24 protein-coding genes are annotated in these 25,308 nt (G+C 63.2%); 9 read left to right on the top strand and 15 right to left on the bottom strand.

The annotated features are described in order from the left end of the window. Nucleotides 1-188: 188 nt before the first annotated feature. Nucleotides 189-947, top strand: coding sequence for a fumarate/nitrate reduction transcriptional regulator Fnr (gene fnr / locus SJI03_RS25420; protein WP_070257924.1), 759 nt, complete (start codon nt 189-191; stop codon nt 945-947). A 3-nt stretch (nt 948-950) separates the two neighbouring features. On the opposite strand, the gene SJI03_RS25415 is transcribed toward fnr, so the two are convergent. The 14 genes from SJI03_RS25415 to SJI03_RS25350 all read right to left on the bottom strand — a co-directional run bounded on the left by SJI03_RS25415 (nt 951) and on the right by SJI03_RS25350 (nt 16,741). Then, a complete protein-coding gene (locus SJI03_RS25415) occupies nt 951-1,475 on the bottom strand; it encodes a FixH family protein (protein ID WP_322429051.1) in 525 nt (174 codons plus the stop codon). A gap of 102 nt (nt 1,476-1,577) precedes the next feature. After that, the gene (gene ccoG / locus SJI03_RS25410; protein ID WP_322429050.1) at nt 1,578-2,960 is read right to left on the bottom strand and encodes a cytochrome c oxidase accessory protein CcoG; all 1,383 of its coding nucleotides are present in this window, start codon (nt 2,958-2,960) and stop codon (nt 1,578-1,580) included. Between the two features lie 2 nt (nt 2,961-2,962). Continuing rightward, a complete protein-coding gene (gene ccoP / locus SJI03_RS25405; protein WP_322429049.1) occupies nt 2,963-3,883 on the bottom strand; it encodes a cytochrome-c oxidase, cbb3-type subunit III in 921 nt (306 codons plus the stop codon). Next, nucleotides 3,876-4,079, bottom strand: a complete 204-nt coding sequence (locus SJI03_RS25400) for a cbb3-type cytochrome oxidase subunit 3 (RefSeq protein ID WP_035823305.1) — start codon at nt 4,077-4,079, stop codon at nt 3,876-3,878. The genes ccoP and SJI03_RS25400 overlap by 8 nt, the downstream gene beginning before the upstream one ends. A 1-nt stretch (nt 4,080) precedes the next feature. Next, the gene (ccoO, locus tag SJI03_RS25395; RefSeq protein ID WP_322429048.1) at nt 4,081-4,695 is read right to left on the bottom strand and encodes a cytochrome-c oxidase, cbb3-type subunit II; all 615 of its coding nucleotides are present in this window, start codon (nt 4,693-4,695) and stop codon (nt 4,081-4,083) included. A gap of 15 nt (nt 4,696-4,710) precedes the next feature. Continuing rightward, complete coding sequence (ccoN, locus tag SJI03_RS25390; RefSeq protein ID WP_035823294.1) at nt 4,711-6,138, bottom strand: cytochrome-c oxidase, cbb3-type subunit I; 1,428 nt, start codon at nt 6,136-6,138, stop codon at nt 4,711-4,713. A gap of 241 nt (nt 6,139-6,379) precedes the next feature. Continuing rightward, nucleotides 6,380-6,559, bottom strand: a complete 180-nt coding sequence (gene ccoS / locus SJI03_RS25385) for a cbb3-type cytochrome oxidase assembly protein CcoS (protein ID WP_322429047.1) — start codon at nt 6,557-6,559, stop codon at nt 6,380-6,382. Beyond that, nucleotides 6,559-8,985 carry a heavy metal translocating P-type ATPase gene (locus tag SJI03_RS25380; RefSeq protein ID WP_322429046.1) on the bottom strand — a complete coding sequence of 809 codons (2,427 nt, stop codon included), beginning with the start codon at nt 8,983-8,985 and terminating at the stop codon, nt 6,559-6,561. Before SJI03_RS25380 ends, ccoS begins: the two co-directional genes overlap by 1 nt. A gap of 22 nt (nt 8,986-9,007) precedes the next feature. After that, nucleotides 9,008-9,778 carry a sulfite exporter TauE/SafE family protein gene (locus tag SJI03_RS25375; protein ID WP_099377631.1) on the bottom strand — a complete coding sequence of 257 codons (771 nt, stop codon included), beginning with the start codon at nt 9,776-9,778 and terminating at the stop codon, nt 9,008-9,010. 9 nt (nt 9,779-9,787) lie between these two features. Then, nucleotides 9,788-11,236 (bottom strand): oxygen-independent coproporphyrinogen III oxidase, encoded by a 1,449-nt coding sequence (gene hemN, locus SJI03_RS25370; RefSeq protein WP_099377630.1) that lies wholly within the window; start codon nt 11,234-11,236, stop codon nt 9,788-9,790. Nucleotides 11,237-11,260: 24 nt separating this feature from the next. Next, the gene (locus SJI03_RS25365) at nt 11,261-12,928 is read right to left on the bottom strand and encodes a PAS domain-containing methyl-accepting chemotaxis protein (RefSeq protein ID WP_099377629.1); all 1,668 of its coding nucleotides are present in this window, start codon (nt 12,926-12,928) and stop codon (nt 11,261-11,263) included. A gap of 195 nt (nt 12,929-13,123) precedes the next feature. Next, complete coding sequence (locus tag SJI03_RS25360; protein ID WP_322429045.1) at nt 13,124-15,232, bottom strand: EAL domain-containing protein; 2,109 nt, start codon at nt 15,230-15,232, stop codon at nt 13,124-13,126. A gap of 45 nt (nt 15,233-15,277) precedes the next feature. Beyond that, nucleotides 15,278-15,709, bottom strand: a complete 432-nt coding sequence (gene yiaA / locus SJI03_RS25355; protein WP_322429044.1) for an inner membrane protein YiaA — start codon at nt 15,707-15,709, stop codon at nt 15,278-15,280. An 84-nt stretch (nt 15,710-15,793) separates the two neighbouring features. Next, nucleotides 15,794-16,741: a DUF808 domain-containing protein gene (locus SJI03_RS25350; protein ID WP_099377626.1), complete on the bottom strand. Its 948-nt coding sequence runs from the start codon at nt 16,739-16,741 to the stop codon at nt 15,794-15,796. Between the two features lie 193 nt (nt 16,742-16,934). Between SJI03_RS25350 and SJI03_RS25345 the strand changes: the two genes are divergently transcribed. The 3 genes from SJI03_RS25345 to SJI03_RS25335 all read left to right on the top strand — a co-directional run bounded on the left by SJI03_RS25345 (nt 16,935) and on the right by SJI03_RS25335 (nt 19,966). After that, on the top strand, nt 16,935-17,576 hold the full coding sequence (locus SJI03_RS25345) for a LysE family transporter (RefSeq protein ID WP_099377625.1): 642 nt from the start codon (nt 16,935-16,937) through the stop codon (nt 17,574-17,576). A 102-nt stretch (nt 17,577-17,678) separates the two neighbouring features. After that, nucleotides 17,679-19,352, top strand: a complete 1,674-nt coding sequence (locus SJI03_RS25340) for a DUF6600 domain-containing protein (protein WP_322429043.1) — start codon at nt 17,679-17,681, stop codon at nt 19,350-19,352. A 317-nt stretch (nt 19,353-19,669) separates the two neighbouring features. Then, the gene (locus SJI03_RS25335; RefSeq protein WP_099377623.1) at nt 19,670-19,966 is read left to right on the top strand and encodes a DUF493 family protein; all 297 of its coding nucleotides are present in this window, start codon (nt 19,670-19,672) and stop codon (nt 19,964-19,966) included. Here SJI03_RS25335 and SJI03_RS25330 read toward each other — a convergent pair. Then, a complete protein-coding gene (locus SJI03_RS25330; protein WP_322429042.1) occupies nt 19,959-21,164 on the bottom strand; it encodes a multidrug effflux MFS transporter in 1,206 nt (401 codons plus the stop codon). The genes SJI03_RS25335 and SJI03_RS25330 overlap by 8 nt on opposite strands. 115 nt (nt 21,165-21,279) lie before the next feature. On the opposite strand from SJI03_RS25330, the gene SJI03_RS25325 reads away from it, so the two are divergent. The 5 genes from SJI03_RS25325 to SJI03_RS25305 all read left to right on the top strand — a co-directional run bounded on the left by SJI03_RS25325 (nt 21,280) and on the right by SJI03_RS25305 (nt 25,266). Next, nucleotides 21,280-22,752 (top strand): PLP-dependent aminotransferase family protein, encoded by a 1,473-nt coding sequence (locus SJI03_RS25325; protein ID WP_322429041.1) that lies wholly within the window; start codon nt 21,280-21,282, stop codon nt 22,750-22,752. A 75-nt stretch (nt 22,753-22,827) separates the two neighbouring features. Then, nucleotides 22,828-23,532: a lipoyl(octanoyl) transferase LipB gene (gene lipB / locus SJI03_RS25320; RefSeq protein WP_035823263.1), complete on the top strand. Its 705-nt coding sequence runs from the start codon at nt 22,828-22,830 to the stop codon at nt 23,530-23,532. Nucleotides 23,533-23,569: 37 nt separating this feature from the next. After that, nucleotides 23,570-24,586, top strand: coding sequence for a lipoyl synthase (lipA, locus tag SJI03_RS25315; RefSeq protein WP_034782748.1), 1,017 nt, complete (start codon nt 23,570-23,572; stop codon nt 24,584-24,586). A gap of 121 nt (nt 24,587-24,707) precedes the next feature. Beyond that, the gene (locus SJI03_RS25310) at nt 24,708-24,980 is read left to right on the top strand and encodes a type II toxin-antitoxin system Phd/YefM family antitoxin (RefSeq protein WP_099377620.1); all 273 of its coding nucleotides are present in this window, start codon (nt 24,708-24,710) and stop codon (nt 24,978-24,980) included. Then, a complete protein-coding gene (locus SJI03_RS25305; protein ID WP_099377619.1) occupies nt 24,961-25,266 on the top strand; it encodes a Txe/YoeB family addiction module toxin in 306 nt (101 codons plus the stop codon). The genes SJI03_RS25310 and SJI03_RS25305 overlap by 20 nt, the downstream gene beginning before the upstream one ends. The last annotated feature ends 42 nt before the right edge of the window (nt 25,267-25,308 follow it).

Below are 25,308 nucleotides of genomic sequence, written 5' to 3'. Positions count from 1 at the left end.
CAATACCCCAGCTTGGCAAGCGCCACCGCGCAAATTGCCCGCCCCGTACGGGCTTTTGACGATGTTGCCATATAATTAAAGGCTGGACGTCGTTTATTCGCCGAAATTACGGTGAAATTGGTATACGGCAACCCTGTATGCAGCTGTATGCAGTAAACTTGTTGTTGCATTTTCTAAAAGGTACCGACATGACTGAAGCGCTACTCACTCCCACCTTGCCCACCGTGAACGTGGAGGCGTTGCGTGCGCGATGCTCGACCTGCAGCATGCATCAATTGTGCCTGCCGATGGGCCTCGATGTGGGCGACATGGACAGGCTGGACCAGATCATCGGCCGCCGCCGCAAGATCGTGCGCGGCGCCTCGCTGTTCCGCATCGGTGACTCGTTCCAGAACCTGTATGCGATCCGCCTGGGGCACTTCAAGACGTACCAGATCAATCCCGGTGGCGAAGAGCAGGTGACGGGTTTCCAGATGGCGGGCGAACTGCTGGGCATGGATGCCATCAGCGCCGACCGCCACCACTGTAATGCAGTGGCGCTGGAAGACAGCGAAGTGTGTGAAATCCCGTTTTCCAGCCTGGAACAATTGCTGGGCAATATGCCGACCCTGCTGCGCCATTTCCACCGCATGATGAGCCAGGAAATCACGCGCGAGCAAAGCGTGATGCTGTTGCTGGGCAATATGCAGGCGACGCAGCGGTTTGCCGCCTTCATCGTCAACCTGGCGTCGCGCTATGAAGCGCGCGGCTATTCGGGCAGCAATTTCCAGCTGCGCATGTCGCGCGAGGAAATCGGCAACTACCTGGGCCTGACCATCGAGAGCGTCAGCCGCCTGCTATCCAAATTCAAGAAGGAAGGCTGGCTGCGCGTGTCGAACCGCGAGATCGAGATATTGCAGCCGGCCAAGCTGAAGGCCATTACGGCCGGAACCGACATCTGCAAATAAGGCTTACAGCTCTTCGTCCGCATGCAGCGCGATGCTGCGTTGCAGCGGCCAGGTCCAGATGCCGGACAGGCGCCACTCGCGTTTGTCGTTTTCCACCAGCACTTGCCAGCGGCTGCGCTCGAGCATCGGCAGCGCCACGGAAAAATTGCCGGCCGCATCGGGCTGCACCAGCACCTTGATATCCTTTTCCGGCAGGGTCGCATGCGCCAGGTGCAGCTGCAGCGGACCCTGGTAAGCCTTGCCGAAGCTGTGCACGGAACCGGTCAGGCGTGCTTGCGCCACGTCATACGACAGGCTCGTATCCATGGCCAGGTCGCTGGCGATCGTGTCGCGCTTCAAATCCTGGTTGATCGCCTTGCCCTGCTTGTAATAATCGCCCACCACCAGCGCATCGGGCTGCGTAAACGCGATATAGCCCATGAAGCTGCCGACGACCACGGACAGGCCGGGGCCGATCATCAGCAGCCATGGCCAGCGATGCTTGTACCACGGTGCAACGGGGGCTTGCAGTTTCAGACTGTCGGACATGATATTTCTCCTGTTTAATCAGCCAGTCCCCGCATGGGGACCGGCCTTCCTGCAACTTCGTGGCGGCGGCGAGGGCACCCGGTCCCCTTCCGCCTTTCCTTGTTAACGTGGCACGATGAATACCGCGCTTTCACGCACATGCAGCGACGGGTTGTCCAGCGAGTGCAATTCGATCGCAATCTTGTTCGAACCCTTCTCTCCCACGCCGTGCGGCACGCGCAGGCGGATCGGCCAACCCAGCGTTTCCGTCGGCTGCAAGGTCACTTCTTCGCGCGTCAGCAAGGTCAGGCCCGGCAGGCCGGAAGCGCTGATCTTGAAATGCTGGGTTTGCTCCGACGTGTTCATGATCTGCAGACGGTAGACGTTTTCAATCATGCCGTCTTCCACTTCGCGTCCCATCGAACCGCGGTCGCGGATCACGTCCATTTTCAGGGGCGTGCGCAGGGCCAGCGACGTACATACGGCGATGATGATCAGGGCCAGGATGGAAGTGTAGATCAGGACGCGCGGGCGCATGGCGCGCTGGCGTATCTGCTTCGAATTGAAGTTGTTTTCCATCGCATGGTCGGTACTGTAGCGTACCAGTCCCCGTGGCCGGTCAACCTTGTCCATCACGCTGTTGCAGGCATCGACGCAAGCGGCGCAACCGATGCATTCATACTGCAGGCCGTTGCGGATATCGATACCGGTCGGACACACCTGCACGCACAGGGTACAGTCGATGCAATCGCCCAGCTTGTCGTTGTTGCCGGCCTTCTTGCTCATGGCGCCGCGTGGTTCGCCGCGCTTGGCATCATAGGTGATGATCAGGGTGTCCTGGTCGAACATGGCGCTCTGAAAGCGCGCGTAGGGGCACATGTATTTGCACACCTGCTCGCGCAGCCAGCCCGCGTTGCCGTAGGTTGCCAGGCTGTAGAACAAGACCCAGAACCATTCCCAGGGACCGAAGTTCAGGGTGGTCACCGACTGCGCCAGTTCCTTGATCGGCGTGAAGTAGCCGACAAAGGTAAAGCCCGTCCACAGGGCGATGGCGCCCCATGCCAGGTGCTTGGCCGTCTTCTTGAACGCCTTGCGCACGGAGGGGCCCTGCTTGTCGAGGGCCATGCGCGCGCTGCGCGTGCCCTCGATGTGGCGTTCGACCCACAGGAAAATTTCCGTGTATACCGTTTGCGGGCAAGAGAACCCGCACCACACCCGCCCGGCAATGGCCGTGACGAGGAACAACAAATACGCACAGATGATCAGCAGGGCCGCCAGATAGATGAAATCCTGGGGCCACAGCACGACGCCGAAAATGTAGAACTTGCGCGTGGTCAAATCGAACAGCAGGGCTTGCCTGCCATTCCAGGTCAACCACGGCAAGCCGTAGAACGCGAGCTGGGTAAGCCATACGCATACCCATCGCCAGGTAGCGTAGCGTCCTTTGGCCTCGCGAGGGTAGATTTGCTCGCGGGCCGCATACATCTTGATGACTTGAGGTTCCATTTTTACTTTGCGGGTGCCTGCGGATTCGACAGGCTCCAGACATACGCCGACAGCACGTGTACCTTGGATTCGCCGAGGAAATCACTGAAGGCCGGCATGGTGTTGTTGCGTCCCTTGCGTACGGTTTCCATGATGGTATCGGCGCTGCCGCCGTACAGCCAGGTCTTGTCCGTCAGGTTCGGCGCGCCGAGCATCTGGTTACCCTTGGCATCGGCGCCATGACAGGCCATGCAGGCGCCAAATTTGGCCTTGCCCAGCACCGACTTGACGGGATCCGAGGTCGAGCCGGACAGGCTCAGCACATAATGGGCCACGTTCTCGACATCCTTTTCGGAGCCGAGGGCGGCGCCCATCGGTGGCATCTGCCCATTGCGGCCGTGCAGGATGGTGGTCTTGATGATGTCGGGTTCGCCGCCATACAGCCAGTCCTTGTCCGTCAGGTTGGGGAAGCCCTTGTTGCCGCGCGCATCCGAACCGTGGCATTGCGCGCAGTAGGTCAGGAACAGGCGCTGGCCGATGGCCAGTGCCTGCGGATCGGCCGCCACCGTCTTCAAGTCCTGGCTCAGGTACTTGTTGAACAGGGGACCGTAGTCGGCTTCCGCCTTCTTCAGCTCTTCCTCGTACTGGCCCGTCGATTTCCAGCCCAGGCTGCCGGCATAGTTGCCCAGGCCCGGATACAGGAACAGGTACGCCAGCGCGAAGACGATGGTGATGTAGAACAACCACATCCACCAGCGCGGCATCGGCGTGTTGAGTTCCTTCAAGTCCTCGTCCCAGACGTGGCCCGTGGTGCCATCGGCAGGGGCGCCCTCGACCACTTTGATTTTCGACTGCGAGTACAGCAGCACGCCGCAGCCGATGATGCCCAGCAGAGACAGCACGATGATGTAGATATTCCAGAAGCCATTGGTAAAGTCAGCCATGGTGATGCTCCTTCGCCAGGTTCATCTCGGCCTCAGCCGGATAATCGAGCGCGTCGTCGGCGAACGGCAGGCGTGCCGCCGCGTCGAAGTCGCTGTTGCTGCGGCTGAACGTCCACCACAGGATGCCCACGAACGTCGTAAAGGAAACCACCGTCATGACGCTGCTGGCGCTGTCAAACAGGTTTTCGATTGCCATGCTAATTCCTTGTTTTGATTAATGTACCGAGGCCTTGCAGATAGGCGACCAGGGCGTCTTCTTCCGTCTTGTCCTGCAGCTGCGCGGGGCCGGCGGTGATTTCTGCATCGCTGTACGGCTGGCCCAGGCGTTGCAGGGCGCGCATCTTCGGCATGATTTCGTCAGGCACCAGCTTGGTCTTCGCCAGCCAGGGGTAGGACGGCATGTTCGACTCGGGCACCACGTCGCGCGGGTTGTTCAAGTGCGTGCGGTGCCATTCGTCGCTGTAGCGCGCGCCCACGCGGGCCAGGTCGGGCCCCGTGCGCTTGGAACCCCACTGGAACGGATGGTCGTAGACGAATTCGCCAGCGACCGAATAGTGGCCATAGCGTTCCGTTTCCGCGCGCAGCGGACGCACCATCTGCGAGTGGCAGTTGTAGCAGCCTTCGCGCACGTAAATGTCGCGGCCCGCCAGGCGCAGCGGCGAATACGGCTTCAGGCCGGCGACCGGCTCCGTCGTGCTCTTCTGGAAGAACAGGGGAACGATCTCGACGGCGCCGCCGATGCTGATCACTACCGTGACCAGGGCGATCAGCAGCCAGGGGTTTCTCTCAATCCATGCATGTGAAAATTTCATTTGCTTATGCTCCTATCAGGCGTGCGCCGCGTTCAGTTCCGGAATGCGGGCGACGGGGAGTTTGCTGCCGCGCAAGGTCATCCAGGTGTTGTAGCCCATGATGCACATACCCGACAGGTACAGCAGGCCACCGGCCACGCGCACCACGTAGTACGGATACGTCGCTTTCACGCTCTCGACAAAGGTGTAGGTCAGGGTGCCGTCCGGATTGACCGCGCGCCACATCAGACCCTGCATCACGCCGGCGATCCACATGGCGGCGATGTACAGCACGATGCCGATGGTGGCCACCCAGAAGTGCACGTCGACCAGGCGCGTGCTGTGCATCTGCGTGCGGCCCGCCAGGCGTGGCAGCAGATAGTAGATCGAACCCATGGTGATGAAGCCCACCCAGCCCAGAGCGCCCGCATGCACGTGGGCAACGGTCCAGTCGGTGTAGTGCGACAGCGAGTTGATGGTCTTGATCGACATCATCGGACCTTCGAAGGTGGCGATGCCGTAGAACGACAGCGAGACGATCATGAATTTCAGGATCGGATCGGTGCGCAGCTTGTGCCAGGCGCCCGACAGGGTCATGATGCCGTTGATCATGCCGCCCCAGCTTGGTGCCAGCAGGACCAGCGAGAAGACCATGCCGATCGATTGCGTCCAGTCAGGCAATGCCGTGTAGTGCAGGTGATGCGGGCCCGCCCACATGTAGGTGAAGATCAGCGCCCAGAAGTGGACGATCGACAAACGGTACGAGTACACGGGGCGCTCGGCCTGTTTCGGGATGAAGTAGTAAACCATGCCCAGGTAGCCGGCGGTCAGGATGAAACCCACCGCATTATGGCCGTACCACCACTGGATCATGGCGTCCTGCACGCCCGCATACGCGGAATACGACTTGGTGAACGAGGCTGGCATGACGGCGCCATTGACCACGTGCAAAATCGTCACGGCCAGGATGTAGGCACCGAAGAACCAGTTGGCCACGTAGATGTGTTTTACCTTGCGCTTGATCAGGGTGCCGAAGAACACGATGGCGTAGGCGATCCAGACGATGGCGATGAGGATGGCGATAGGCCATTCCAGTTCCGCGTATTCCTTGCCGCGTGTCATGCCCATGGGCAGGGTGACGACGGCGCACAGGATCACCGCTTGCCAGCCCCAGAAGGTGAAGGCGGCCAGTTTGTCGGAAAACAGGCGCACCTGGCAGGTGCGTTGGACAACGTAGTACGAGGTAGCGAACAGGCCGCAGATGCCGAAGGCGAAAATCACCGCATTCGTGTGCAGCGGACGCAAGCGTCCGTATGTCAGCCATGGTATATCGAGGTTCAGGGCAGGCCAGGCCAGCTGAGCGGCGATGATAACGCCAACCAGCATGCCGATGATGCCCCATACCACAGTAGCGACCGCGAATTGCTTCACGATCTTGTAGTTATAGTTCAGCGATTGATCCACAAAGACTCTCCCTGGAATTACTATTTATGATGGTGGCCAGAGAGTAAGTGTTTGACCGCGAAAAAACTTTGATGTGGATCAAAATTCCCCGGATGAAATAAGCGTAGCGAACTGGCATCGAAATAAAGTGATATCTCGATCAAATTCCCGTCAAAAAAGCCATGCAAGATCCCTGCAATCAGGAGGGATGAGGGGCAGACGCGCCGGCATGGCGTGCGGGACGCCAGCCGGGCTGGTGGGGTCAGGGATGCGGTTCGCCGGGCGTCGGCGGCTTGGCCATCGTATCGTCGTCCTGCAACACGCGCAGGCCCGGTCCGACGAGGTCGTCGAACTGGCCGCTGTCGGACGCCGTGAAATACACCCACAGGGCGATGAAGACGACCACGACGCTCAAGGGGATCAGGAGGTAAAGAGCTTCCATTAGACTTTCCGCAGGCGCAGGGCGTTGGCGATGACGACGGCCGAGCTGGCAGCCATGCCGACGCCGGACAGCCAGGGGTTCAAAAAACCCAGCGCGGCGGCCGGGATGGCCGTCAGATTGTACAGGGTTGCCCAAGCGAGGTTTTCGCGGATGATGCGCATGCTGCGCGCCGCCGTTTTCGCCGTGTCGAGCACGGAAACCAGTTGGCTCGACAGCAGCACCGTGTCCGCATGGGCCTGCGCCAGCGCGGCGCCGGAACCCATGGCGAAGGACACGTCGGCGCCGCTCAGCACGGCGGCGTCGTTGATGCCGTCGCCCACCATCGCCACCACGGCGCCCGTGGCCTGCAGTTGCTGCACGAAATCGAGCTTTTCATCGGGCAGGCATTCGCCGCAGGCCGTGTTGATGCCCAGTTCCGTCGCCACGCTTTGCGTCAGCGCTTCCTGGTCGCCACTGAGCAGCACGACTTGCTTGCCGCGCCGGTGGAAATACGCGACCACTTCGCGCGCTTCCGGGCGCAGTGCGTCACTGAGCAGGAAGCGCGTCAGCCAGCGCCCCTGCGTGCCCAGGTACAGCGGCGTCATGCCCTGCATGCCGACGGCCGTATCGCCCAGCGGCGGGCCGGCGATGGCGGCGACAAAGGCCGCATTGCCCAGGCGGTAGCGCACACCATCGACGCTGCCTTCGAGGCCCTGGCCCTGTACTTCCTGCAACTGTTCCGCGTGCGTGCGTGGCTGTTCCTTGGCTGCTGCCAGTATCGCCTGCGCCAGCGGATGGGCGCTGCCCGCTTCCAGCGCGGCGGCCACCTGCAGGCACGCGTCCTCGCCCATGCTGCCGAGTCCCTCGATTTGCCGCAGCACGGGCCGGCCCAGGGTCAGGGTGCCCGTCTTGTCGAAGACGATGTGGGTGGCGCGGTGCAAGGTTTCCAGTACGTGTGGCTGGACGATCAGCACGCCGCGCCGCAACAGGCTGTCGGTGGCGGCCGCCAGCGCCGTCGGTGTGGCCAGAGAAAGCGCACACGGGCACGACACGACCAGCACGGCAATGGCCACGGGCCAGGCTTGGGCTGGGTCATGCCAGCTCCAGAAGGCGAACACGGCGATGGCAAACAGCAGCAGGCCCAGCACGAACCAGGCGGCGACCTTGTCGGCCCACTGCGCGATCTGCGGCTTGCCGCTGCCGGCCCGCTCGATCAGTTTCAATAAATCGGACAGGGTGCTTTCGCGCGCCGGTTTCAATACGCGCAAGATGAGCGCCGCACTGGCGTTGATCGCCCCGCCCGGCACCTGTTCGCCCATTTTCCTGCGCTGCGCCGCGCTTTCGCCCGTCAGCAGCGACAGGTCCAGCGCACTGCTCCCCTCGACGATGACGCTGTCGGCGGCGATCGCCTCGCCCGGTTTGACCAGGATGATGTCACCGACGGTCAGGCTGCCGGCCGGCACCAGGGTGGTGGCGCGGTGGTCCGGGAAGCCCGCCATCAGCGAGGCGGAGGCGGGCAAGGCGTGCTGCAGGAGCTCAAGGGCCGAGGCGGCCTTGCGGCGCGCCTGCAGCTCGAAATAGCGGCTGCACAGCAGCAGGAAGATAAACATCGTGGCCGAGTCGTAATACACCTCGCCGCGGCCCGTAAAGGTCGCCACCACGCTGCCGAAGAAGGCTGCCAGGATGCCCAGCGCCACGGGCACGTCCATGCCCAGGGTGCGCGCGCGCAAGCTGGCCCAGGCGCCCTGGAAGAAGGGCATGGCGGAGTAACAGATGGCGGGCAAGGTGAGCAGCAAACTGGCCCAGCGCATCAGGCTGGCCATATTGTCATCCAGGGTGCCATCCTCGGCCAGGTAGGCGGGCGCCACGTACATCATGACCTGCATCATCGACAGACCGGCCACGAACAGCTGGCGGCCCAGGGTCTTGCTGGCCTTTTGCAGGCGCTCGCCATGGCGCACGGCATCATACGGATAGGCCGTGTAGCCGACTTGCCGCACGGCTTGCAGGATGTCGCCCGGTTCGCATTCGGCGCGGCTCCAGCGCACGTACAGGCGCTCCGTGGCGACGTTCAGGCTGGCCGCCTGTACGCCGGGCAGACGCGTCAGCTGGCGCTCGATCAGCCAGACGCAGGCGGCGCAGCGGATGCCTTCGACGGACAGGGTCGCTTCGCAGCTGCTGGCGTCGCGCGCGAATTGCGCGTCATCATTGCTGTACAGGCGCAGCTCGGGCGGCACCATGGTCGCATCAGCCGCGTTGACGGCATATTCGTCGCGGTCGCGGTAGTATGCGCTCTGGCCGATGTCGACGATGGTTTGCGCCACCGCTTCGCAGCCGGGGCAGCACATGGCGCGCGGCACGTCGTCGATGGTGACGTTCCAGCTGGAACCGCTCGGGACGGGCAAGCCGCAATGGAAGCAGGCGGAGGGTTGTAAAACAGCATTCATAGGTTTGTTTTCATGCGTCTTTTCATGGATGGCCCGTGACGCACAGGGCGTCGAGCCAGCCCAGCGACACGCCATGCGCGGCGCGCAGCAGGCCCAGCAGGCCAAAGCCCAGCACCAGCAAGCCGCTGGCGATGCGCACGGGACGGCGCTGCATCTGCGCGCGCAGCCGCGTACCCAGCAAGCCCATGCCCAGCAGGGTGGGCAGGGTGCCCAGGCCGAAGGCGGCCATCGTGGCCGCGCCGTTCAGCGCCGAGCCTTGCAGCATGGCCGTCAGCAGCGCGCTGTAGACCATGCCGCACGGCACCCAGCCCCACAGCCCGCCCACGGCCAGCGCTTTTAACGGCGTATCCATCGGCATCAGCGGTTTCAACAGGGGCCGCACGCGGCGCCAGACGACGTTGCCGGCCGCTTCCAGATGCGCCAGGCCGCGCCAGGCATCCATCAGGTACAGGCCCAGGGCGACGAGCATCAGGTTGGCCAGCCAGTAGCCGGCCACTTGCAGTGACGCCAGGTGCAGCATGCCCGCGCCCGCCAGGCTGCCGGCCATGGCGCCGGCCAGCATGTAGCTGAGTATGCGCCCGCCGTTGTAGGCCAGCACGCGCAGCACATTCGTCTGCAAGCTTGTCTGCAATGCCGGGCGCGCCACGGCGATGGCGATCACGGGACGCGTGGGCGCCGCCGCTGCGCCGCCGCCCAGCGACAGGGCGCCGACGATGCCGCCGCACATGCCGATACAGTGCACGCTGCCGGCCAGACCGACCAGGAACATGGGCACGAGGCTGAGGGCATTCATCGCGCTGCGCTACACCGTTTTCGAGTAGCGCAGCGGCTGCACCGCGTCCGGCGCCGTGTTGGCGCGCGCCAGGGTCAGGTAGCGGTCGAAGACCATGCAGATATTGCGGATCAACAAGCGCCCTTTCGGCGTCACCGTCAGCCAGTCTTCCTCGATGACGAGCAAACCGTCGCGCGCCAGTTCGCGCAGCTTGTCCAGTTCGGCGGCGAAATAGCTGCGGAATTTCACGGGGTGCGCTTGCTCGATGGTGGCGATCGACAATTCGAAATTGCACATCAGCATCTGGATGATGATACGGCGCAATAAATCGTCCGTATCGAGCTTGATGCCGCGCGCGATCGGCAGCACGCCTTCGTCGAGTTTTTCGTAGTATGCGTCCAGCGTCTTTTCATTCTGGCTGTAGACGGCGCCGACGGAACTGATGGCCGATACGCCGCAGGCGATCAGGTCCGCCTCCGCGCGCGTCGAATAGCCCTGGAAGTTGCGGTGCAAACGGCCCTGGCGCTGTGCCACGGCCAGATCGTCCGTCGGCTTGGCGAAATGGTCCATGCCGATGTAGACATAGCCGGCGGCCGTCAGGCGCGCGATGCACAGGCCCAGCATGGCCAGCTTGGTGGCGCTGTCGGGCATGTCGGCGTCGAGGATGCGGCGCTGCGGCTTGAACAAATGCGGCATGTGCGCGTAGTGGTACAGGGCGATGCGGTCGGGGCTGGCGTTGATCACCTTGCGCAGGGTTTCCGTCATCGTTTCCAGGTTCTGTTTCGGCAAGCCATAGATCAGGTCGATGCTGATCGAGCGGAAACCGGCGTCGCGCGCCGCCTGCATGATGGCCACCGTTTCCGCTTCCGGCTGGATGCGGTTGACGGCCTTTTGCACGTCGGCATCGAAATCCTGCACGCCCAGGCTGATGCGATTAAAACCTTGCGCGCGCAGCGAAAACACGCGCTCGCGCGAGACGGTGCGCGGGTCGATCTCGATCGAATATTCGCCGTCTTCATCGGAAGCAAACTCGAAATGCTGGCGCAAATGCGCCATCAGTTCATCCATCTGCTTTTCGCTCAGGTAAGTCGGTGTGCCGCCGCCGAAGTGCAATTGCTCGATTTGGTTCATGCCGGCAAACAGCTTGCCCTGCATGGCGATTTCCTGTTTTAAATAGCTGAGATAGGTGGCCGCCTTGCTGCGGTCTTTCGTGATGATCTTGTTGCAGGCGCAGTAGTAGCACAGGGTGTCGCAGAACGGCACGTGCACGTACAGCGACAGCGGACGGCGGCCGCCGCGCATGCGCAGGGCGGCCAGCGCTTCGAGGAAGTTGCCGTAGCCAAATTCCGCATTGAAACGGTCGGCGGTCGGGTAGGACGTGTAGCGGGGGCCGGACTGGCTCATCTTGCCGATGATGACCGGGTCGAATTCGACGACGGCGTCCAGGTCGGCGGAAGCACTGCTGAGTAGTGTAGGCATGATGTGTGTAAAGTCTTGAAAGGTTTAGGCGGCCAGGCGTTTCATGGCGGGTTTGCCGGCGTTCGCGGCGCCTGCGGCGCCCGACTTGCCGCCAGGCATGGCGACGCGGCGCGGTGGCGGCATCTTGCCGAAATTGAACAGGCTTACGGCTTGCGACAGGCTGGCAGCTTCTTCCGCCAGGCGTGTGGCGGCCGCGGCGGCTTCTTCCACCAGGGCCGCGTTCTGCTGCGTCACCTGGTCCATGTGGGCGATGGCCTGGTTGACCTGGTCGACGCCGATGCTCTGTTCGCGCGAAGCGATGGAAATTTCCTGCATGATGGCCGTCACCTGCTTGACGGAGCTGACCACCTGCTCCATGGTGGCGCCGGCGCGGTTCACCTGCAGCATGCCGGCGCCCACCTTGCCGACGGAAATTTCAATGAGTTGCTTGATATCCTTGGCCGCCACGGACGAGCGCTGCGCCAGGTTGCGTACTTCGCCTGCCACGACGGCGAAGCCCCTGCCCTGCTCGCCGGCGCGCGCCGCTTCCACGGCCGCATTCAGGGCCAGGATGTTGGTCTGGAAGGCGATGCCTTCGATCAAGGCGATGATGTCGACGATTTTCTTCGACGAGGTGTTGATCTCGTCCATGGTGGTGATCACTTCGGCAACGATCTCGCCGCCCTGTACGGCCACTTTCGAGGCGGCCACGGCCAGTTCATTTGCTTGCACCGAGTTGTCCGCATTCTGTTTCACGGTCGACGAGAATTCCTCGATGCTCGAGGCCGTCTCTTCCAGGCTGGCGGCCTGCGATTCCGTGCGGCCCGACAGGTCCATATTGCCGACGGCGATTTGCTTGGTGGCCACGGCCATGGTTTCCACGTTGATGCGCACGTCGCGGATGGTGGCGATCAGATTGCTGTTCATCTGTTGCAGCGCGCGCAGCAATTGCCCCACTTCATCCGTGCTTTCCGTTTCAAAACTGCCCGACAGGTCGCCGGCGGCAATCGCCCGTGCGCCGTTCAGGGCCTTGCCCAGCGGCTTGAGCACGGACATGCGCAAGGTGTACCAGAGGAAAACGTTGATCAGGAAGCCGAACAGGGTGGCGCCGAAGATGGCGTAATTGGTGATCTTGCCGCCGCTGGCGAACAGGCTGATGACGCACACCAGCAATTGCAAACAGTTGACGATGGAGGTGGCGGCCCAGATGCGCAGGTTGAGCGACATGTGCGTCAGGTTATGCAGCAGGTGTGCCAGACCAGGGCGCACGATTTGCCCGTTCTTGATGACGATGTTGCCGCCTTCCTTGTTGCGGATGGCCGCATAGGCTTCTTCGGCTGCCTTGACCTGGTCCTTGTCCGCTTTCACGCGCACGGACATGTAGCCGATGGTCTTGCCCGCTTCGCGGATGGGTGTGACGTTGGCGCGCACCCAGTAAAAATCGCCGTTCTTGCAGCGGTTCTTGACCAGGCCCGTCCATGGCGTGCCGGCCTGGATCGAGGTCCACAGGTCGGCAAACGCTTCGGCCGGCATGTCCGGGTGGCGCACGATGTTCTGGGGCGAACCGAGCAGCTCGGCCTCGCTGAAGCCGCTGACCTGGCTGAAGTAGGGGTTCACATAGACGATATTGCCGTTCATATCCGTTTTCGACACGATGGCCTGATCGTCCAGGACGAGGACTTCACGGTTAGTCACTGGCAAATTTTGTCGCATGGTCGCGGCTTCCTGATCAGTTAAATAGGCAATTGGTGAGTAAGACTTGCACGATTGCAAGAATGGAGATCAGTGTAAGGAGTCGCCTGCGCAAATTTATTGATGTAGATCAAAATCCTCAAGATTGGTCGTGCTTGCACGCATTTAGCGATAGCAATGCGGCATTGCTTTAAAGATACTGGTTGCCGCTGGCGGCTAATCCACGCCCGCCGTCAGCGGCCGCAGGTTGCCCACGGCGTAGCCTTGCGCGTAGTCGATGCCCAGTTCGCGGATGACGGCCAGGGTGGCCGCGTCTTCCACGTATTCGGCCACTGTTTTGAGGCCCATCACGTGCCCCACTTCGTTGATGGCCTTGACCATGGCGCGGTTGATGGCGTTGGTGGCGATGTCGCGCACGAAAACGCCGTCGATCTTGAGATAGTCGACGGGCAGCGCTTTCAGGTAGCCGAACGAGGAAAAGCCGCTGCCGAAGTCATCGAGCGAGAAGCGGCAGCCCAGGGCCTTGAGCTGGCGCATGAACACTTGCGCCTTGGGCAGGTTGGCGATGACGGCCGTTTCCGTGATTTCAAAGCAGATCTGCTCGGGCGCGATGGCGAACTGCACGAACTGCTCGGTGATGTAATCGTGCAAGCCGGCATCGGCCAGCGACATGCCCGACAGGTTGACGGAATACAGGGCCGGTGCGCGGCGCCGGCTTTCCGCCAGCGCGGCCAAAGGCGGCAGGCTGTCGCGCACGCTCTCGATATGCGCACAGACGGCACGGATGACCCAGCGGTCGATGGACAGCATCATGTCGTAGCGTTCTGCAGCCGGGATGAAGGCGCCGGGCAGTATCAAATCGCCCTTGCTGTTGCGGATGCGGATCAGCACTTCGTCGTGGTGTTCCTGGCTGTCGTGCAGGTGCACGATGGGCATGGCGTACAGGCGGAAATAATCGTGGGCGAACGCTTCGTTCAGGCGCGAGATCCACAGCATTTCGCCATGCCGCTGGGCCAGCATGACGTCGGACTCCTGGTAGATATGGATGCGGTTGCGGCCCTGCTCCTTGGCCAGGTAGCAAGCCTGGTCGGCCGCGCTCAGCAGCTCGCTCATGGACTTGCTGTCCTGGCTGATTTCCACCATGCCGATGCTCACGCCCAGCTCGAAGCTGCGGCTATCCCAGGCGAAACGGAAATCGCGGATGGACTGGCGCAGCTGTTCGCCGATGACGCGCGCGTGGTCGAGCGGACAGTGCGGCAGCAGCACGCCCAGTTCGTCGCCGCCCAGGCGCGCCAGGATGTCGCTGTCGCGCATTTGTGCCTGCAGCATCTTCGCCAGCAGCTGCAGCAGCACGTCGCCGGCGCCATGGCCGCAGGTATCGTTGATGACCTTGAACTGGTCCAGGTCCAGGTACAGCAGCGCATGCACGTGGCCATCCTGCTTGGCCGTGTGCAGGGCGCCAGCCACCAAGTGCTCGAATTCGCGCCGGTTGATCAGGCCTGTCAGGGTGTCGTGCGTGGCGTGCCACGACAATTGCTGGCTCAGCTTGCGCTCGTGGCTGACGTCGCGGAACACGACGACGGCGCCGAGGATGTCGCCATTGCGCGACCAGATGGGCGCGGCGGATTCTTCCACAGCGATGCGCCGCCCGTCGCGCGTGACCAGCTGCGCGTGCGTGGAAATGCCGATGGCCTGGCGCTGGCGCAAGCATTTGATGGCCACGTGTTCGAGCGGCTCTCCCGTGTGTTCATCGACGAGGTTCAGGGTTTCCCAGATATCCAGGCCCTGGGCCAGCTCGTTGCTCCAGCCCGTCAATTGCTCGGCCACCCGGTTCAGGTAGCGCGTCTTGCCGAACGGATCGGTGGTGATGACGCCGTCGCCGATGGAACTGAGCGTCACTTCGGCCAGTTCCTTGCGTTCGGCGATCATCAGTTCGCGCGCCATGTGCTCGGTGATATCCCAGATGATGCCCAGGGTGCGTTCGGGCTGGCCGCCGGCATCCATGAAGATGTGCGCCTTGGCCGCCAGCCAGTGTTCGCTGCCATCGGGCCAGACGACGCGGTATTGCAGGGCGTAGCCGCCACGCCGGCGCACGCCGTCCTGCAGCACTTTGATCACCTTGTCGCGGTCGCCGGCGTGCACGCAGTCGAGAAAGCTGCGGAATGGCTGCGTCAGCGCCCGCTCTTCCAGGCCCAGCAAGGTGGCGCCCTTGGCCGACCAGCTGACCGTGCCGTCGATGACCTGGCCAGCGACGATGCGCGAATCCCAGATCGCCATGTGCGCCGCCTCCAGTGCCATTTGCAAACGTTTCTGCTGGTCGCTCATCATCCTCTCCCGACATGGATACAGGAATAGATGCCCCGCTGGTGTTTAAGTTCCCGGCGCCTCGGCAGAGGTGGCTGGCGCGGCCCGTGCCACGTCGCGCACATTCTTTTGCACTGCCACGGCTGCAAACAGGCTCAGCAGGAATGCCATCGCATAAAACCCTTTCTCGCTATTTTGCAGATTAGCGTTCCACAGGCCCACAGTCAATAACAGCAAGGCCAGCAGCACGGAAATCCAGCACAGGCCAAAGTATATCCCCGTCACGGCGATGCCTTCGTTACGGTCGCGTACGGATTTTTGCAGCGAGATGGCGGCGAACAGGCCATACATGAGGATGGTGAAGTAATAGCCCTTCTCGTTGAGGGCCATGCCGGCGTTCCACAGGCCGGACAGGTAGGTGACGATGCCGATCAGCAATGCCGCCCAGGAGGCGCCGATAAAGGCGCTGCTGGGGCGTGGGGCAGGGGAAGCATGCATAGGGTCTCCATGGGTAGCGGGCGCCGCCGGCATGGCCGGGGCGGCAGACACGGATGCGCCTGCCGCCCCATCAGACCAGAAAGTCTATTTGCTTGGCTTGATCATGCGCAACAAAGCCGACACGGCCGTGACGCCGGCCAGCACCAGGCCACCGGCGATGAGGCCTGCCACCGCGTTGATCAGGCTGGGCGTGACGGCGGCCAGCACGGGGCCGATGCCGGCCACGCCGCCGACGGCGGCTTCCACATGGTGCAGCATGCCGCTGGCCCATGGCCAGCCGTGCGTCAGGATGCCGCCGCCGACCATGAACATGGCCAGGGTGCCCACCACGGACAGAAATTTCATCAGTTTCGGCGCCGCCGACACGAGCATGCGGCCAAAGCCACGCACGCCATCCATCAGCGCGCCCGCACCCTTGCGCGCGGCCAGGTAAAAGCCCGCATCATCGAGCTTGACGATGCCGGCCACCAGGCCATACACGCCCACCGTCATGAGCAGGGCGATGCCGACGACGACGGCCACCTGCTCGGCGAAGGTGGCCGCGGCCACCGTGCCCAGGGCGATGACGATGATTTCCGCCGACAAGATGAAATCGGTGCGGATGGCGCCCTTGATCTTGTCTTTTTCCAGCGCGACGAGGTCGACCTGCGGGTCGCGCAGCGCCTGCGCCAGCTCGGCCTTGTGGCTGTCGTCCGGGTGCAAATACTTATGCGCGATCTTCTCAAAACCCTCGAAGCACAGGTAGGCGCCTCCTACCATCAAGAGCGGCGTGATGGCCCACGGCGCAAACGCGCTGATGGCCAGCGCGGCGGGCACGAGGATGGCCTTGTTCTTCAGCGAACCGACGGCGACGGCCCACACCACGGGCAGTTCGCGCTCGGCGCGCACGCCGGCCACTTGCTGCGCGTTCAGGGCCAGGTCGTCACCGAGCACGCCGGCCGTCTTCTTGGCGGCTACCTTGGTCATCAGGGAAACGTCATCGAGGATGCTGGCGATGTCGTCGAGCAGGGCCAGCAGGCTGGAGCCGGCCATCTCAGCGCGCTCCCACGGTGGTGGCAGGGAATATTGGAGCGAGGAAAGTGTTGTTTTTCATGATGTTATTCTTAGTTGTACGGCAAGGAACGATGTGGCTAAGGCGTGACTGCGATCTTACCCCAGGGATGGCCGGCAAGGCCGCACTGAGCGGGTTAAAATTGCTCATCACCATCATTTTTATGGAAACCGCATGTCCTTTGCCACCTGGATCACCTTTGTCATCGCCGCCTCCATCATCGCCGTCTCGCCCGGCTCGGGCGCCGTGCTGTCGATGTCGCACGGCCTGTCGTACGGGGTGAAGAAGGCCAGCGCCACGATTCTCGGCCTGCAGCTGGGGCTGCTGGTGGTGCTGGGCATCGCCGGCGCCGGCGTGGGCTCCTTGCTGCTGGCTTCCGAAGTGGCGTTCAATATCGTCAAGACGGTGGGCGCCCTGTATCTGATCTACCTGGGCCTGTCGCAGTGGCGCGCCAAGGTGGCGGTGGCGGGTGAGCTGCACGCCGACGCCGTGGTGCCGCCCATGGGCCGGCGCGTGCTGACGGGCTTTCTCACCAATGTGACGAATCCGAAGGGCATCATTTTCATGGTGGCGGTATTGCCGCAATTCATCAGTCCAACTTCGCCCCTGCTGCCGCAATTGCTGATCCTGGCCGTCACCATGTGCACGATCGACCAGATCGTCATGCACAGTTACGCCTTCCTGGCTTCCTCGATGCAGCGTTTTTTCCGCGATGCCAAGGCCGTGAAAAAGCAGAACCGCTTCTTTGGCGGCTTGCTGATGGCCGTCGGCACGGCATTGTTCTTCGTCAAGCGCGGTGGCCAGGCGGCGTCCTGAGGCAGATCAAGTTGCAAACATTTGTAAGCCCGCTTGCGATGCCCGCCCAATGCGGATGTAATCGGGCATGTCATCCTTGTAAGTCCTGCCTGGAGCGCTGCCATGCGTCCGATCCTGTCTTTCCCCTTCCTCAATACCGTGTGCGCCGTGTTGCTGTCGTCGGCGTGCTCCCTGGCCCTGGCCGAAGATCCGCCCACCCGCGTGGGGCGCATTTCCACCGTCGAAGGGCAGGTGCTGGTGCGCGCCGGCGATGGCGAGGCGCAAAATGCCCTGCTGAACTGGCCCGTCACGACGGATAACCGCTTGAGCACCATGCGCGGCGCGCTGGCGGAATTGCGCGTGGGCGCGGCCGCCGTGCGCCTCGATGGCGATTCCGAGCTGGAAGTGAGCGAACTCGATGACGACAGTTTCAAATTGCACCTCAGCTATGGCACGGTCAGCGTGCGCGTGCGCAATCCCGACGCGCTGCGCGGCTTCGAGCTGACCACGGCCCAGGCCCGCGTGATCCTGACCCAGCCGGGCTGGGTGCGCATCGAGGCGGGGCGCCAGCCCGGCACCAGCGTCGTCAGCGTGCTCGACGGGGCGGCCGACGTGGATGGCGCGACGGGCAGCGTGACCTTGCGTGCCGGCAAGCGCGCCGAACTGACGGACGAAGAATTGCGCACGGGCGCCTTGCAGCGGATCGCCTTCGACAATTGGCCCGAAGCCTTGCCCGCCGCCGCGCCGGCCTTGCGCTATGTCACGGACGATACGACAGGGTATGAAGAGCTGGACCGCTACGGCGCCTGGCAGGACGATGCGGAATACGGCCCCCTGTGGCTGCCCAGCACGGTGCCGGCCGGCTGGGCGCCGTACAGCGACGGGCGCTGGACGTGGATCGCGCCATGGGGCTGGACCTGGGTCGACAATGCACCCTGGGGCTATGCGCCCTCGCATTACGGCCGCTGGGTAATGCTGGGCCAGCGCTGGGGCTGGGCGCCGGGCCGCGAGCGCGGCCGCGTGCCCTGGGCGCCGGCCCTGGTGGGCTGGGTTGGCGGCAATCACGGGATGAACCGCGGCCAGCGTCCCGACGTGGGCTGGTTTCCCCTGTCGCCGCACGACCGTTACGTGCCCGGCTACCGCGCCAGCGCAGAGTATGAACGCCGCCTCAACCGCGTGGCCGAGGGGCGCCGTCCCGTGGCTGGTGAGCGCGAACACCGCAACCGCACCATCATGCCGGCGCCCGTGCTGCAAAGCATGCCCTTGAGCACGCCGCCTGCGCCGGCGGGCAACTGGCAGCGCCCTTCCGATGCGTCGCGCGGCGACAGGGAGTTCCGGCGCGATTGGGTCAACCGCCCCGGTCGCCTGCAGACGGACGATGGCCAGACGCACCTGGCGCCGCGTCCCATGCAGCCGAACCGGCCGCCCGTGCCGGCACAGCCGCCCCAGCCGCAACAGCCCCTGATACCGGCGATGCCGGCCTTGCCACCCGTGCAAGATCAGGTGGCGCATCCCGCTTGGCGTGGCGAGCACCGGCCCCGCGCCGAGCGTCCCTTTGATGCGCCGCGCCCGGATCGCGCAGAACGTGGCCCCCGCCGCGAAGTGCTGCAAACGGCACCGCTGCCGGCCATGCCTGCCCCGCCGCCGGTGGCCCAGCCGCGGCCCGCAGCGCCGCCGATGCCGGCTCCAGCCGCGCGCGCCAGGAATCAAGAAAGGGTCAATGACAGGGCCAACGACAGGGCCAATGAGCGCGGCGCTCCCGGCCGCGGTGGCCGGATGCAGGAATTGGAACGCTGAACGGGCCGCTGGCGCTGGCCGCCTGTCCGTCCGGTCATGGATTATCGACGTTCAAGCCGCCAAACCGACAGTTCGTCACATTTCAGCGGTCAAGCCGCGGTGTTTTGTCTACAGTGACGTCATTGCAAGACAGCGCAATGCCTTCACGGCTGACAGCACCGATTTTCCGGCTATTTTGTCCAAACGAAATAGTTTTCGCCAGCTTACAAAGCTGGCTTTTTTTTTCCGCGCCCCTGGCGCCATGGCAAGGGGCGCAGGCGCTGCCAAAGTTGGCTACAATACGCCTTTGGCACTGACCGGCACTGATTGGAATTCCCATGCAAACCATCCCTCCCAGCGAACACATCATTCCTCCCAGCGAATCGCTGATCGAATACCCGAGCGATTTTCCCATCAAGATCATGGGCCCGACGCATGTCGACTTCGCGCCGACCATGCTGGAACTGGTGATCAGCCACGATCCGACCTTCCACGCGGGCCGCATGGAAGAGCGTCCATCGGGCAAGGGCAATTACACGGGCCTGACCGTCACCGTGCGCGCCATCAGCCGCGAGCAGCTCGACGCCCTGTACATGGCGCTGTCGGGCCACCCGATGGTGAAGATCGTCATGTAAGGCTGGCTGCCGCCACGCTGGCCCGGCTCTTCGTGAGCAGCCAGACGGCGGCAAAGGCGCCACTGGCCGCCGCCGTCACCCACAGCAGCGGCTTTTCGCTGCCGTCCGTGATGGCGGCGATGACGGCGCCGCAGGCGGCCGTAATGGCCATCTGCACGAAGAAGAACAGGCCCGAGGCGCTGCCCGCCTGGTCGCCATACGGCTGCAGCACGGCCAGCTGGCAGGCGGGAATGGCCATGCCCACCGACACCATCACCAGCAGCATCGGCGCCACCAGCGACGCCACGTGCTGCGGCGCCAACGTACCCGCCAGCAACAGGCTGGCCGCGCCCGTTACATTCAGCAGCACCGCCACGCCCAGCATATGATCGGCGCCCAGGCGCGGCCCCAGTGCGCGAAACAGGCTCGATCCCGCGATATAGCCGCTGACCGTCAGCGCGAACACCAGCGCATATGCATGCGGCGACAGGTGCATGCCCCTTTGCAGCAGCACGGATGATTCCGCGATGAAGGGGAAATACGTGCAATACACGCAGCCGATGGCCAGCGCATAGCGCAGGAAATACGCGTCGCCCAGCAGGCGGCGGTACAGCGCCAAAGTATTACCTTGTGGCACGACGCTGGCCGGCTTGGTTTCCGGCACCCAGGCGGCGATCAACCCCAGCGACAGCGCGCCCAGCGCACACAGCACGCCAAACACGGCGCGCCAGCCGAACGCCGCGTCGAGCACGCTGCCGGCCAGCGGCGCCAGGATCGGCGACAAACCCATCACCATCGATATTTTCCCCAGCATGCGTGCCTGCGTGGCGGGATCGAAGCGGTCGCGCACCATGACCCGGCCGATGATGGTGCCGCTGCAGCCGCCGAACGCCTGCAGCACGCGTGCGGCGATCAGCACGTGCACGTCGGAAGTCACGCTGCAAACGATGCTGGCGAGTACATAAATGGCCGTGCCGGCCAGCAGCACGGGACGGCGTCCGTAGCGGTCGGCCAGCGGCCCGCAAGCGAGCATCGAGGCGGCCGAGCCGGCCATGAACAGGCTCAGGGTCAGTTGCAACTGGGCATCGCTGGCATGCAGGGCATCGGCCATGGCCGGCAGCGACGGCAGATAAATGTCGATGCTGATGCGCGACAGGCAGACCAGCAGCAGCACGATGCCGCCCCAGGCCCACAGGGGAAGTGTTGTTCGTTGATTCATGTTTTTCGATATGCAAGAAATGGCAGACGCACCAGAACGGTGAGAGTAGGATGTTTGTGGTGTAATGCGAAGTGCCAGTCATCAGAAAATTCATTGGACCACTTGGACGATTATTATGCCGCGAGGAAAATCACCGCACGCCCTGGACTTGCCTCGTCCCACCAGCTGGCTCGACAAGGAGGGCGTCAACAAGCAGGATGGCGCGTATGAAGCGCTGCGCTCGGCCATCCTGACGAAGATGCTGCCGGCGGGCAGCCGCTTGCCATCCAGCCGCACCCTGGCGGAACGGTGGGAGTTGTCGCGCGGCACCATCGAAACCGTGTTCGACCGACTGCACGCGGAAGCCTACGTGACGCGCGTGCCCGGTTCCGGCACGCGCGTGTGCGCCGTCGTGCCGGAACGCTTCTTGATGGCAGGATTGGCAGATGCCACCCCGGCCGGGCCATTTTCCGAGCCCGTTCCCGTGTCCGATACGGGCGTGCGCGACGGCTTGCCGTTTGTCGCGCGGCGCGCCGACGCCAGCCTGTTTCCCATGGCGGCCTGGTCCAAGTGCGCCACGCGGGCGCTGGCCGCCGCCACGCCGGAGCAGCTGTGCAGCGCCGATCCGGCCGGCCTGCCCCAGCTGCGTCAGCAGATCGCCGATTTCCTCGCCAAGTACCGCGGCATCCGCTGCGACCCGCAAGACATCGTCGTCACGACCGGCATCCGCCACGCAATCGACTTGCTGGCGCGCAGCATCGTGCGCGATGGCGATAAAGTCTGCCTGGAAGAACCCGGCTATCCGGCCGCGCGCGCCCTGTTCGCCCTCGCTGGCGCCGTGCCGGTCGACATTGCCGTTGATGCCGAGGGCATCGATTGCGCCGCCCTGGCCGCCCACGCGGATGCCCGCCTCGCGTATGTGACGCCGGCGCACCAGTCGCCGCTGGGTGTGACCATGTCCGTCACGCGCCGCCTGGCGTTATTGGAGTGGGCGAATGACAGCGGCGCCTGGGTGGTGGAAGACGATTACGACAGCGAATTCAATTACCAGAGCGCGCCGCTGGCGGCCCTGAAGGCGCTGGACCAGTACCAGCGCGTGATTTACTGTGGCAGTTTCAACAAGACGCTGTTTGCCGGCCTGCGCGTGGGTTTCATGGTGCTGCCACCCGCCTTGCGCCCGCCGTTGCTGCGCATGCTGCAGTTGACGGGCAGGTCCGTCGGGGTGACTGAGCAGCTGGCGCTGGCCGCCTGGATGGAGGATGGCGCCTTCGTGCGCCATTTGCGTCAGGCGCGGCTGGCCTACAAGGAGCGGCGCGACCTGCTGCTGGCCTGCCTCGAGCAGACGGCCCCCGGCCGCTACGCCATTTCCGGCCAGCAGGCGGGCTTTCATTGCGTGCTGTGGCTGCCGCCGGACAGCGACGAGCGGGCGTTTTGCGCGCGCGCCGCGCAAGAGGGGCTGGCGCTGCAGCCGCTCGGCGATTTTTGTCACAGCGCAAAATTGGCGCCGGCCGTGCTGCTCGGCTATACGGCCCTGAATGGGGCCCAGATACGCCATGCTGCACAAAAATTGGGCAGATTGCTGTGGTTGCCAGAGTCCGGCCCGGAATGAAATGGCGGCCTGGCTTATAATCACGGCTTCGCCGCAGCGTCCCCAGGGCGCCGGCAGCTGATTACAGAATCTGTCATGACCACCACCCGCACCGAAACGGCGCTGATCCGCGAGCTGGGCCGCGTCGATTACGAGCCGACCTTTGCCGCCATGCGCGCCTTTACCGACGCGCGCACGACCGACACGCGCGACGAACTGTGGATCGTCGAGCATCCGCCCGTATTTACTTTGGGCCTGGCGGCCGACCGCGGCCATTTGCTGGCCGGCGCCGAGAATGTTCCCGTGGTGCAGACGGACCGGGGCGGCGAAGTGACGTTCCACGGTCCCGGCCAGGTGGTGATTTACCTGCTGATGGACTTGCGCCGCAACAAGCCGGGCGGCAAGCTGTATGCGCGCCAGTTCGTGCATAAAATCGAGCAAGCCATCATCAACGTGCTGGCGGCGTATAATCTCGCTGGCGAGCGCATCGATGGCGCGCCTGGCATCTATATTGCCGGCGGACCAAGCAAGGGTGCGAAGATCGCCGCGCTGGGCTTGAAAGTGCGCGGCAACGGCTGCACCTACCATGGCGTGTCGCTCAACGTGGCGATGGACCTGGCCCCGTTTTCCTGGATTAACCCTTGCGGCTATTCCGGTCTGAAGACGGTGGACATGCGCAGCATGGGCGTTTCGGCGCCGCTGGCAGAAGTGCAGCGGGCCCTGGCCCAGGAATTGACCGTATTACTCGATGTAAGCGAAGTAAACAGCGCCGCAGGCGCGCCTCAGGCAGCGGATGCCTGAGCAAACAAACCAACATGCCCGTCAAGGGCTTGCAGCCATGACTTCTGAGACCATTTCCAGCACCGCCCCCGCCGCTACTGCCGCTCCAGCGTACAACCCGAGCGAAAAGCAAAAAGGCGCCAGCAAGACGTCGCGCATCCCGATCAAGATCATTCCGATCGAGCAAGTCGAGCGCCTGAAAAAGCCGGACTGGATCCGCGTCAAGGCCGCCTCGGCTTCGACCCGTTTCTATGAAATCAAGGACATCCTGCGCGAAAACAAGCTCGTCACGGTGTGCGAGGAAGCCAGCTGCCCGAACATTGGCGAATGCTTCGGCAAGGGCACGGCCACCTTCATGATCATGGGTGACAAGTGCACGCGCCGCTGCCCGTTCTGCGACGTCGGCCATGGCCGTCCTGATCCGCTGGACAAGGAAGAGCCGGCCAACTTGTCGAAAACCATCGCCAAGCTGCGTTTGAACTACGTCGTCATCACCTCCGTCGACCGCGATGACTTGCGCGACGGCGGCGCCGGCCACTTCGTCGAGTGCATCCAGCAAACGCGCGCCCTGTCGCCGAACACCCGCATCGAAGTGCTGGTGCCCGACTTCCGTGGCCGCCTGGAAAAAGCCCTGAACCTGTTCAAGGATGGCTTGCCTGACGTCATGAACCACAACCTGGAAACGGCGCCGCGTCTGTACAAGGAAGCCCGTCCCGGCTCCGACTACATGCACTCGCTGAAGCTGTTGAAGGATTTCAAGGCCATGTACCCGGACGTGAAGACCAAGTCCGGCATCATGGTGGGCCTGGGCGAGACGGACGAGGAAATCCTGCAAGTGATGCGCGACATGCGCGAGCATGATATCGACATGCTGACCATCGGCCAATACCTGGCGCCATCGAACAGCCACCTGCCCGTGCGCCGTTACGTGCACCCGGACGTCTTCAAAATGTTCGAGGAAGAAGCGTATAAAATGGGCTTCACCCACGCCGCCGTGGGCGCCATGGTGCGCAGCTCGTACCATGCGGATGAACAGGCGCACAGCGCCGGCGTGGAATCGGCGCTGAATTTCTAAGCACTTGAGTTGTATCAAAAACCGTCCGCTTTAGCCGGGCGGTTTTTTTTGCCTAATTGAGGTGATGTACAACATCCTGTACAATTATTGGCATGTACTTTCAAGGGAGCGGTGGCACGGCATGAATATCCTGACTTTCAGCGAGGCGCGCGCGGGCCTGAAAAGCGTGATGGACGACGTCTGCAATGACCATACCCCCACGGTGATCACGCGCGTGAATGGCGAGCACGTGGTGATGCTGTCCTTGTCGGACTACAACAGTATCGAGGAAACCCTGTATTTGCTGGGCACGGCCAAGAATGCCAGTCGCCTGATGGCGTCCGTGGCGCAGATCAAGGCGGGCAAGGCGCAGCCACGAGAATTATTGGCGCAGCATGAAAAACAGGAAGACTGAGAACAAGCAGCAGGCGCGCAGCGCCGTGCTGGCCTGGACCGATCATGCCTGGGAAGATTATCTGTTCTGGCAAGAGAGCGATCTGAAAATCCTGCAAAAAATCAATGACTTGCTCGATGAATGCCTGGCCGACCCCTTCAAGGGCACGGGCAAGCCGGAACCGCTGAAAGGCGATCTGACGGGTTTCTGGTCGCGCCGCATCGACCGCCAGCACCGGCTCGTGTACCTGCCCGACGCGGGCTGCATCTATGTGGCCGCGTGCCGTTATCACTACGACGATAAATAAATTTTGCCTAGCCGTACCGTAACGCGGTACCGGACGTGACGC

Origin of the sequence: Janthinobacterium sp. GMG1 (genome assembly GCF_034427795.1) — a bacterium.
Lineage (GTDB): Bacteria > Pseudomonadota > Gammaproteobacteria > Burkholderiales > Burkholderiaceae_D > Janthinobacterium.
Note: the sequence above shows the minus strand (reverse complement) of the source record. Positions and strands in the feature narration are given on the sequence as shown.

Coding starts and splice junctions, on each gene's coding strand:
- fnr (WP_070257924.1), top strand. CDS start 189: ATGACTGAAGCGCTACTCACTCCCACCTTGCCCACCGTGAACGTGGAG.
- SJI03_RS25415 (WP_322429051.1), bottom strand. CDS start 1,475: ATGTCCGACAGTCTGAAACTGCAAGCCCCCGTTGCACCGTGGTACAAG.
- ccoG (WP_322429050.1), bottom strand. CDS start 2,960: ATGGAACCTCAAGTCATCAAGATGTATGCGGCCCGCGAGCAAATCTAC.
- ccoP (WP_322429049.1), bottom strand. CDS start 3,883: ATGGCTGACTTTACCAATGGCTTCTGGAATATCTACATCATCGTGCTG.
- SJI03_RS25400 (WP_035823305.1), bottom strand. CDS start 4,079: ATGGCAATCGAAAACCTGTTTGACAGCGCCAGCAGCGTCATGACGGTG.
- ccoO (WP_322429048.1), bottom strand. CDS start 4,695: ATGAAATTTTCACATGCATGGATTGAGAGAAACCCCTGGCTGCTGATC.
- ccoS (WP_322429047.1), bottom strand. CDS start 6,559: ATGGAAGCTCTTTACCTCCTGATCCCCTTGAGCGTCGTGGTCGTCTTC.
- SJI03_RS25380 (WP_322429046.1), bottom strand. CDS start 8,985: ATGAATGCTGTTTTACAACCCTCCGCCTGCTTCCATTGCGGCTTGCCC.
- SJI03_RS25375 (WP_099377631.1), bottom strand. CDS start 9,778: ATGAATGCCCTCAGCCTCGTGCCCATGTTCCTGGTCGGTCTGGCCGGC.
- hemN (WP_099377630.1), bottom strand. CDS start 11,236: ATGCCTACACTACTCAGCAGTGCTTCCGCCGACCTGGACGCCGTCGTC.
- SJI03_RS25365 (WP_099377629.1), bottom strand. CDS start 12,928: ATGCGACAAAATTTGCCAGTGACTAACCGTGAAGTCCTCGTCCTGGAC.
- SJI03_RS25360 (WP_322429045.1), bottom strand. CDS start 15,232: ATGAGCGACCAGCAGAAACGTTTGCAAATGGCACTGGAGGCGGCGCAC.
- yiaA (WP_322429044.1), bottom strand. CDS start 15,709: ATGCATGCTTCCCCTGCCCCACGCCCCAGCAGCGCCTTTATCGGCGCC.
- SJI03_RS25350 (WP_099377626.1), bottom strand. CDS start 16,741: ATGGCCGGCTCCAGCCTGCTGGCCCTGCTCGACGACATCGCCAGCATC.
- SJI03_RS25345 (WP_099377625.1), top strand. CDS start 16,935: ATGTCCTTTGCCACCTGGATCACCTTTGTCATCGCCGCCTCCATCATC.
- SJI03_RS25340 (WP_322429043.1), top strand. CDS start 17,679: ATGCGTCCGATCCTGTCTTTCCCCTTCCTCAATACCGTGTGCGCCGTG.
- SJI03_RS25335 (WP_099377623.1), top strand. CDS start 19,670: ATGCAAACCATCCCTCCCAGCGAACACATCATTCCTCCCAGCGAATCG.
- SJI03_RS25330 (WP_322429042.1), bottom strand. CDS start 21,164: ATGAATCAACGAACAACACTTCCCCTGTGGGCCTGGGGCGGCATCGTG.
- SJI03_RS25325 (WP_322429041.1), top strand. CDS start 21,280: ATGCCGCGAGGAAAATCACCGCACGCCCTGGACTTGCCTCGTCCCACC.
- lipB (WP_035823263.1), top strand. CDS start 22,828: ATGACCACCACCCGCACCGAAACGGCGCTGATCCGCGAGCTGGGCCGC.
- lipA (WP_034782748.1), top strand. CDS start 23,570: ATGACTTCTGAGACCATTTCCAGCACCGCCCCCGCCGCTACTGCCGCT.
- SJI03_RS25310 (WP_099377620.1), top strand. CDS start 24,708: ATGAATATCCTGACTTTCAGCGAGGCGCGCGCGGGCCTGAAAAGCGTG.
- SJI03_RS25305 (WP_099377619.1), top strand. CDS start 24,961: ATGAAAAACAGGAAGACTGAGAACAAGCAGCAGGCGCGCAGCGCCGTG.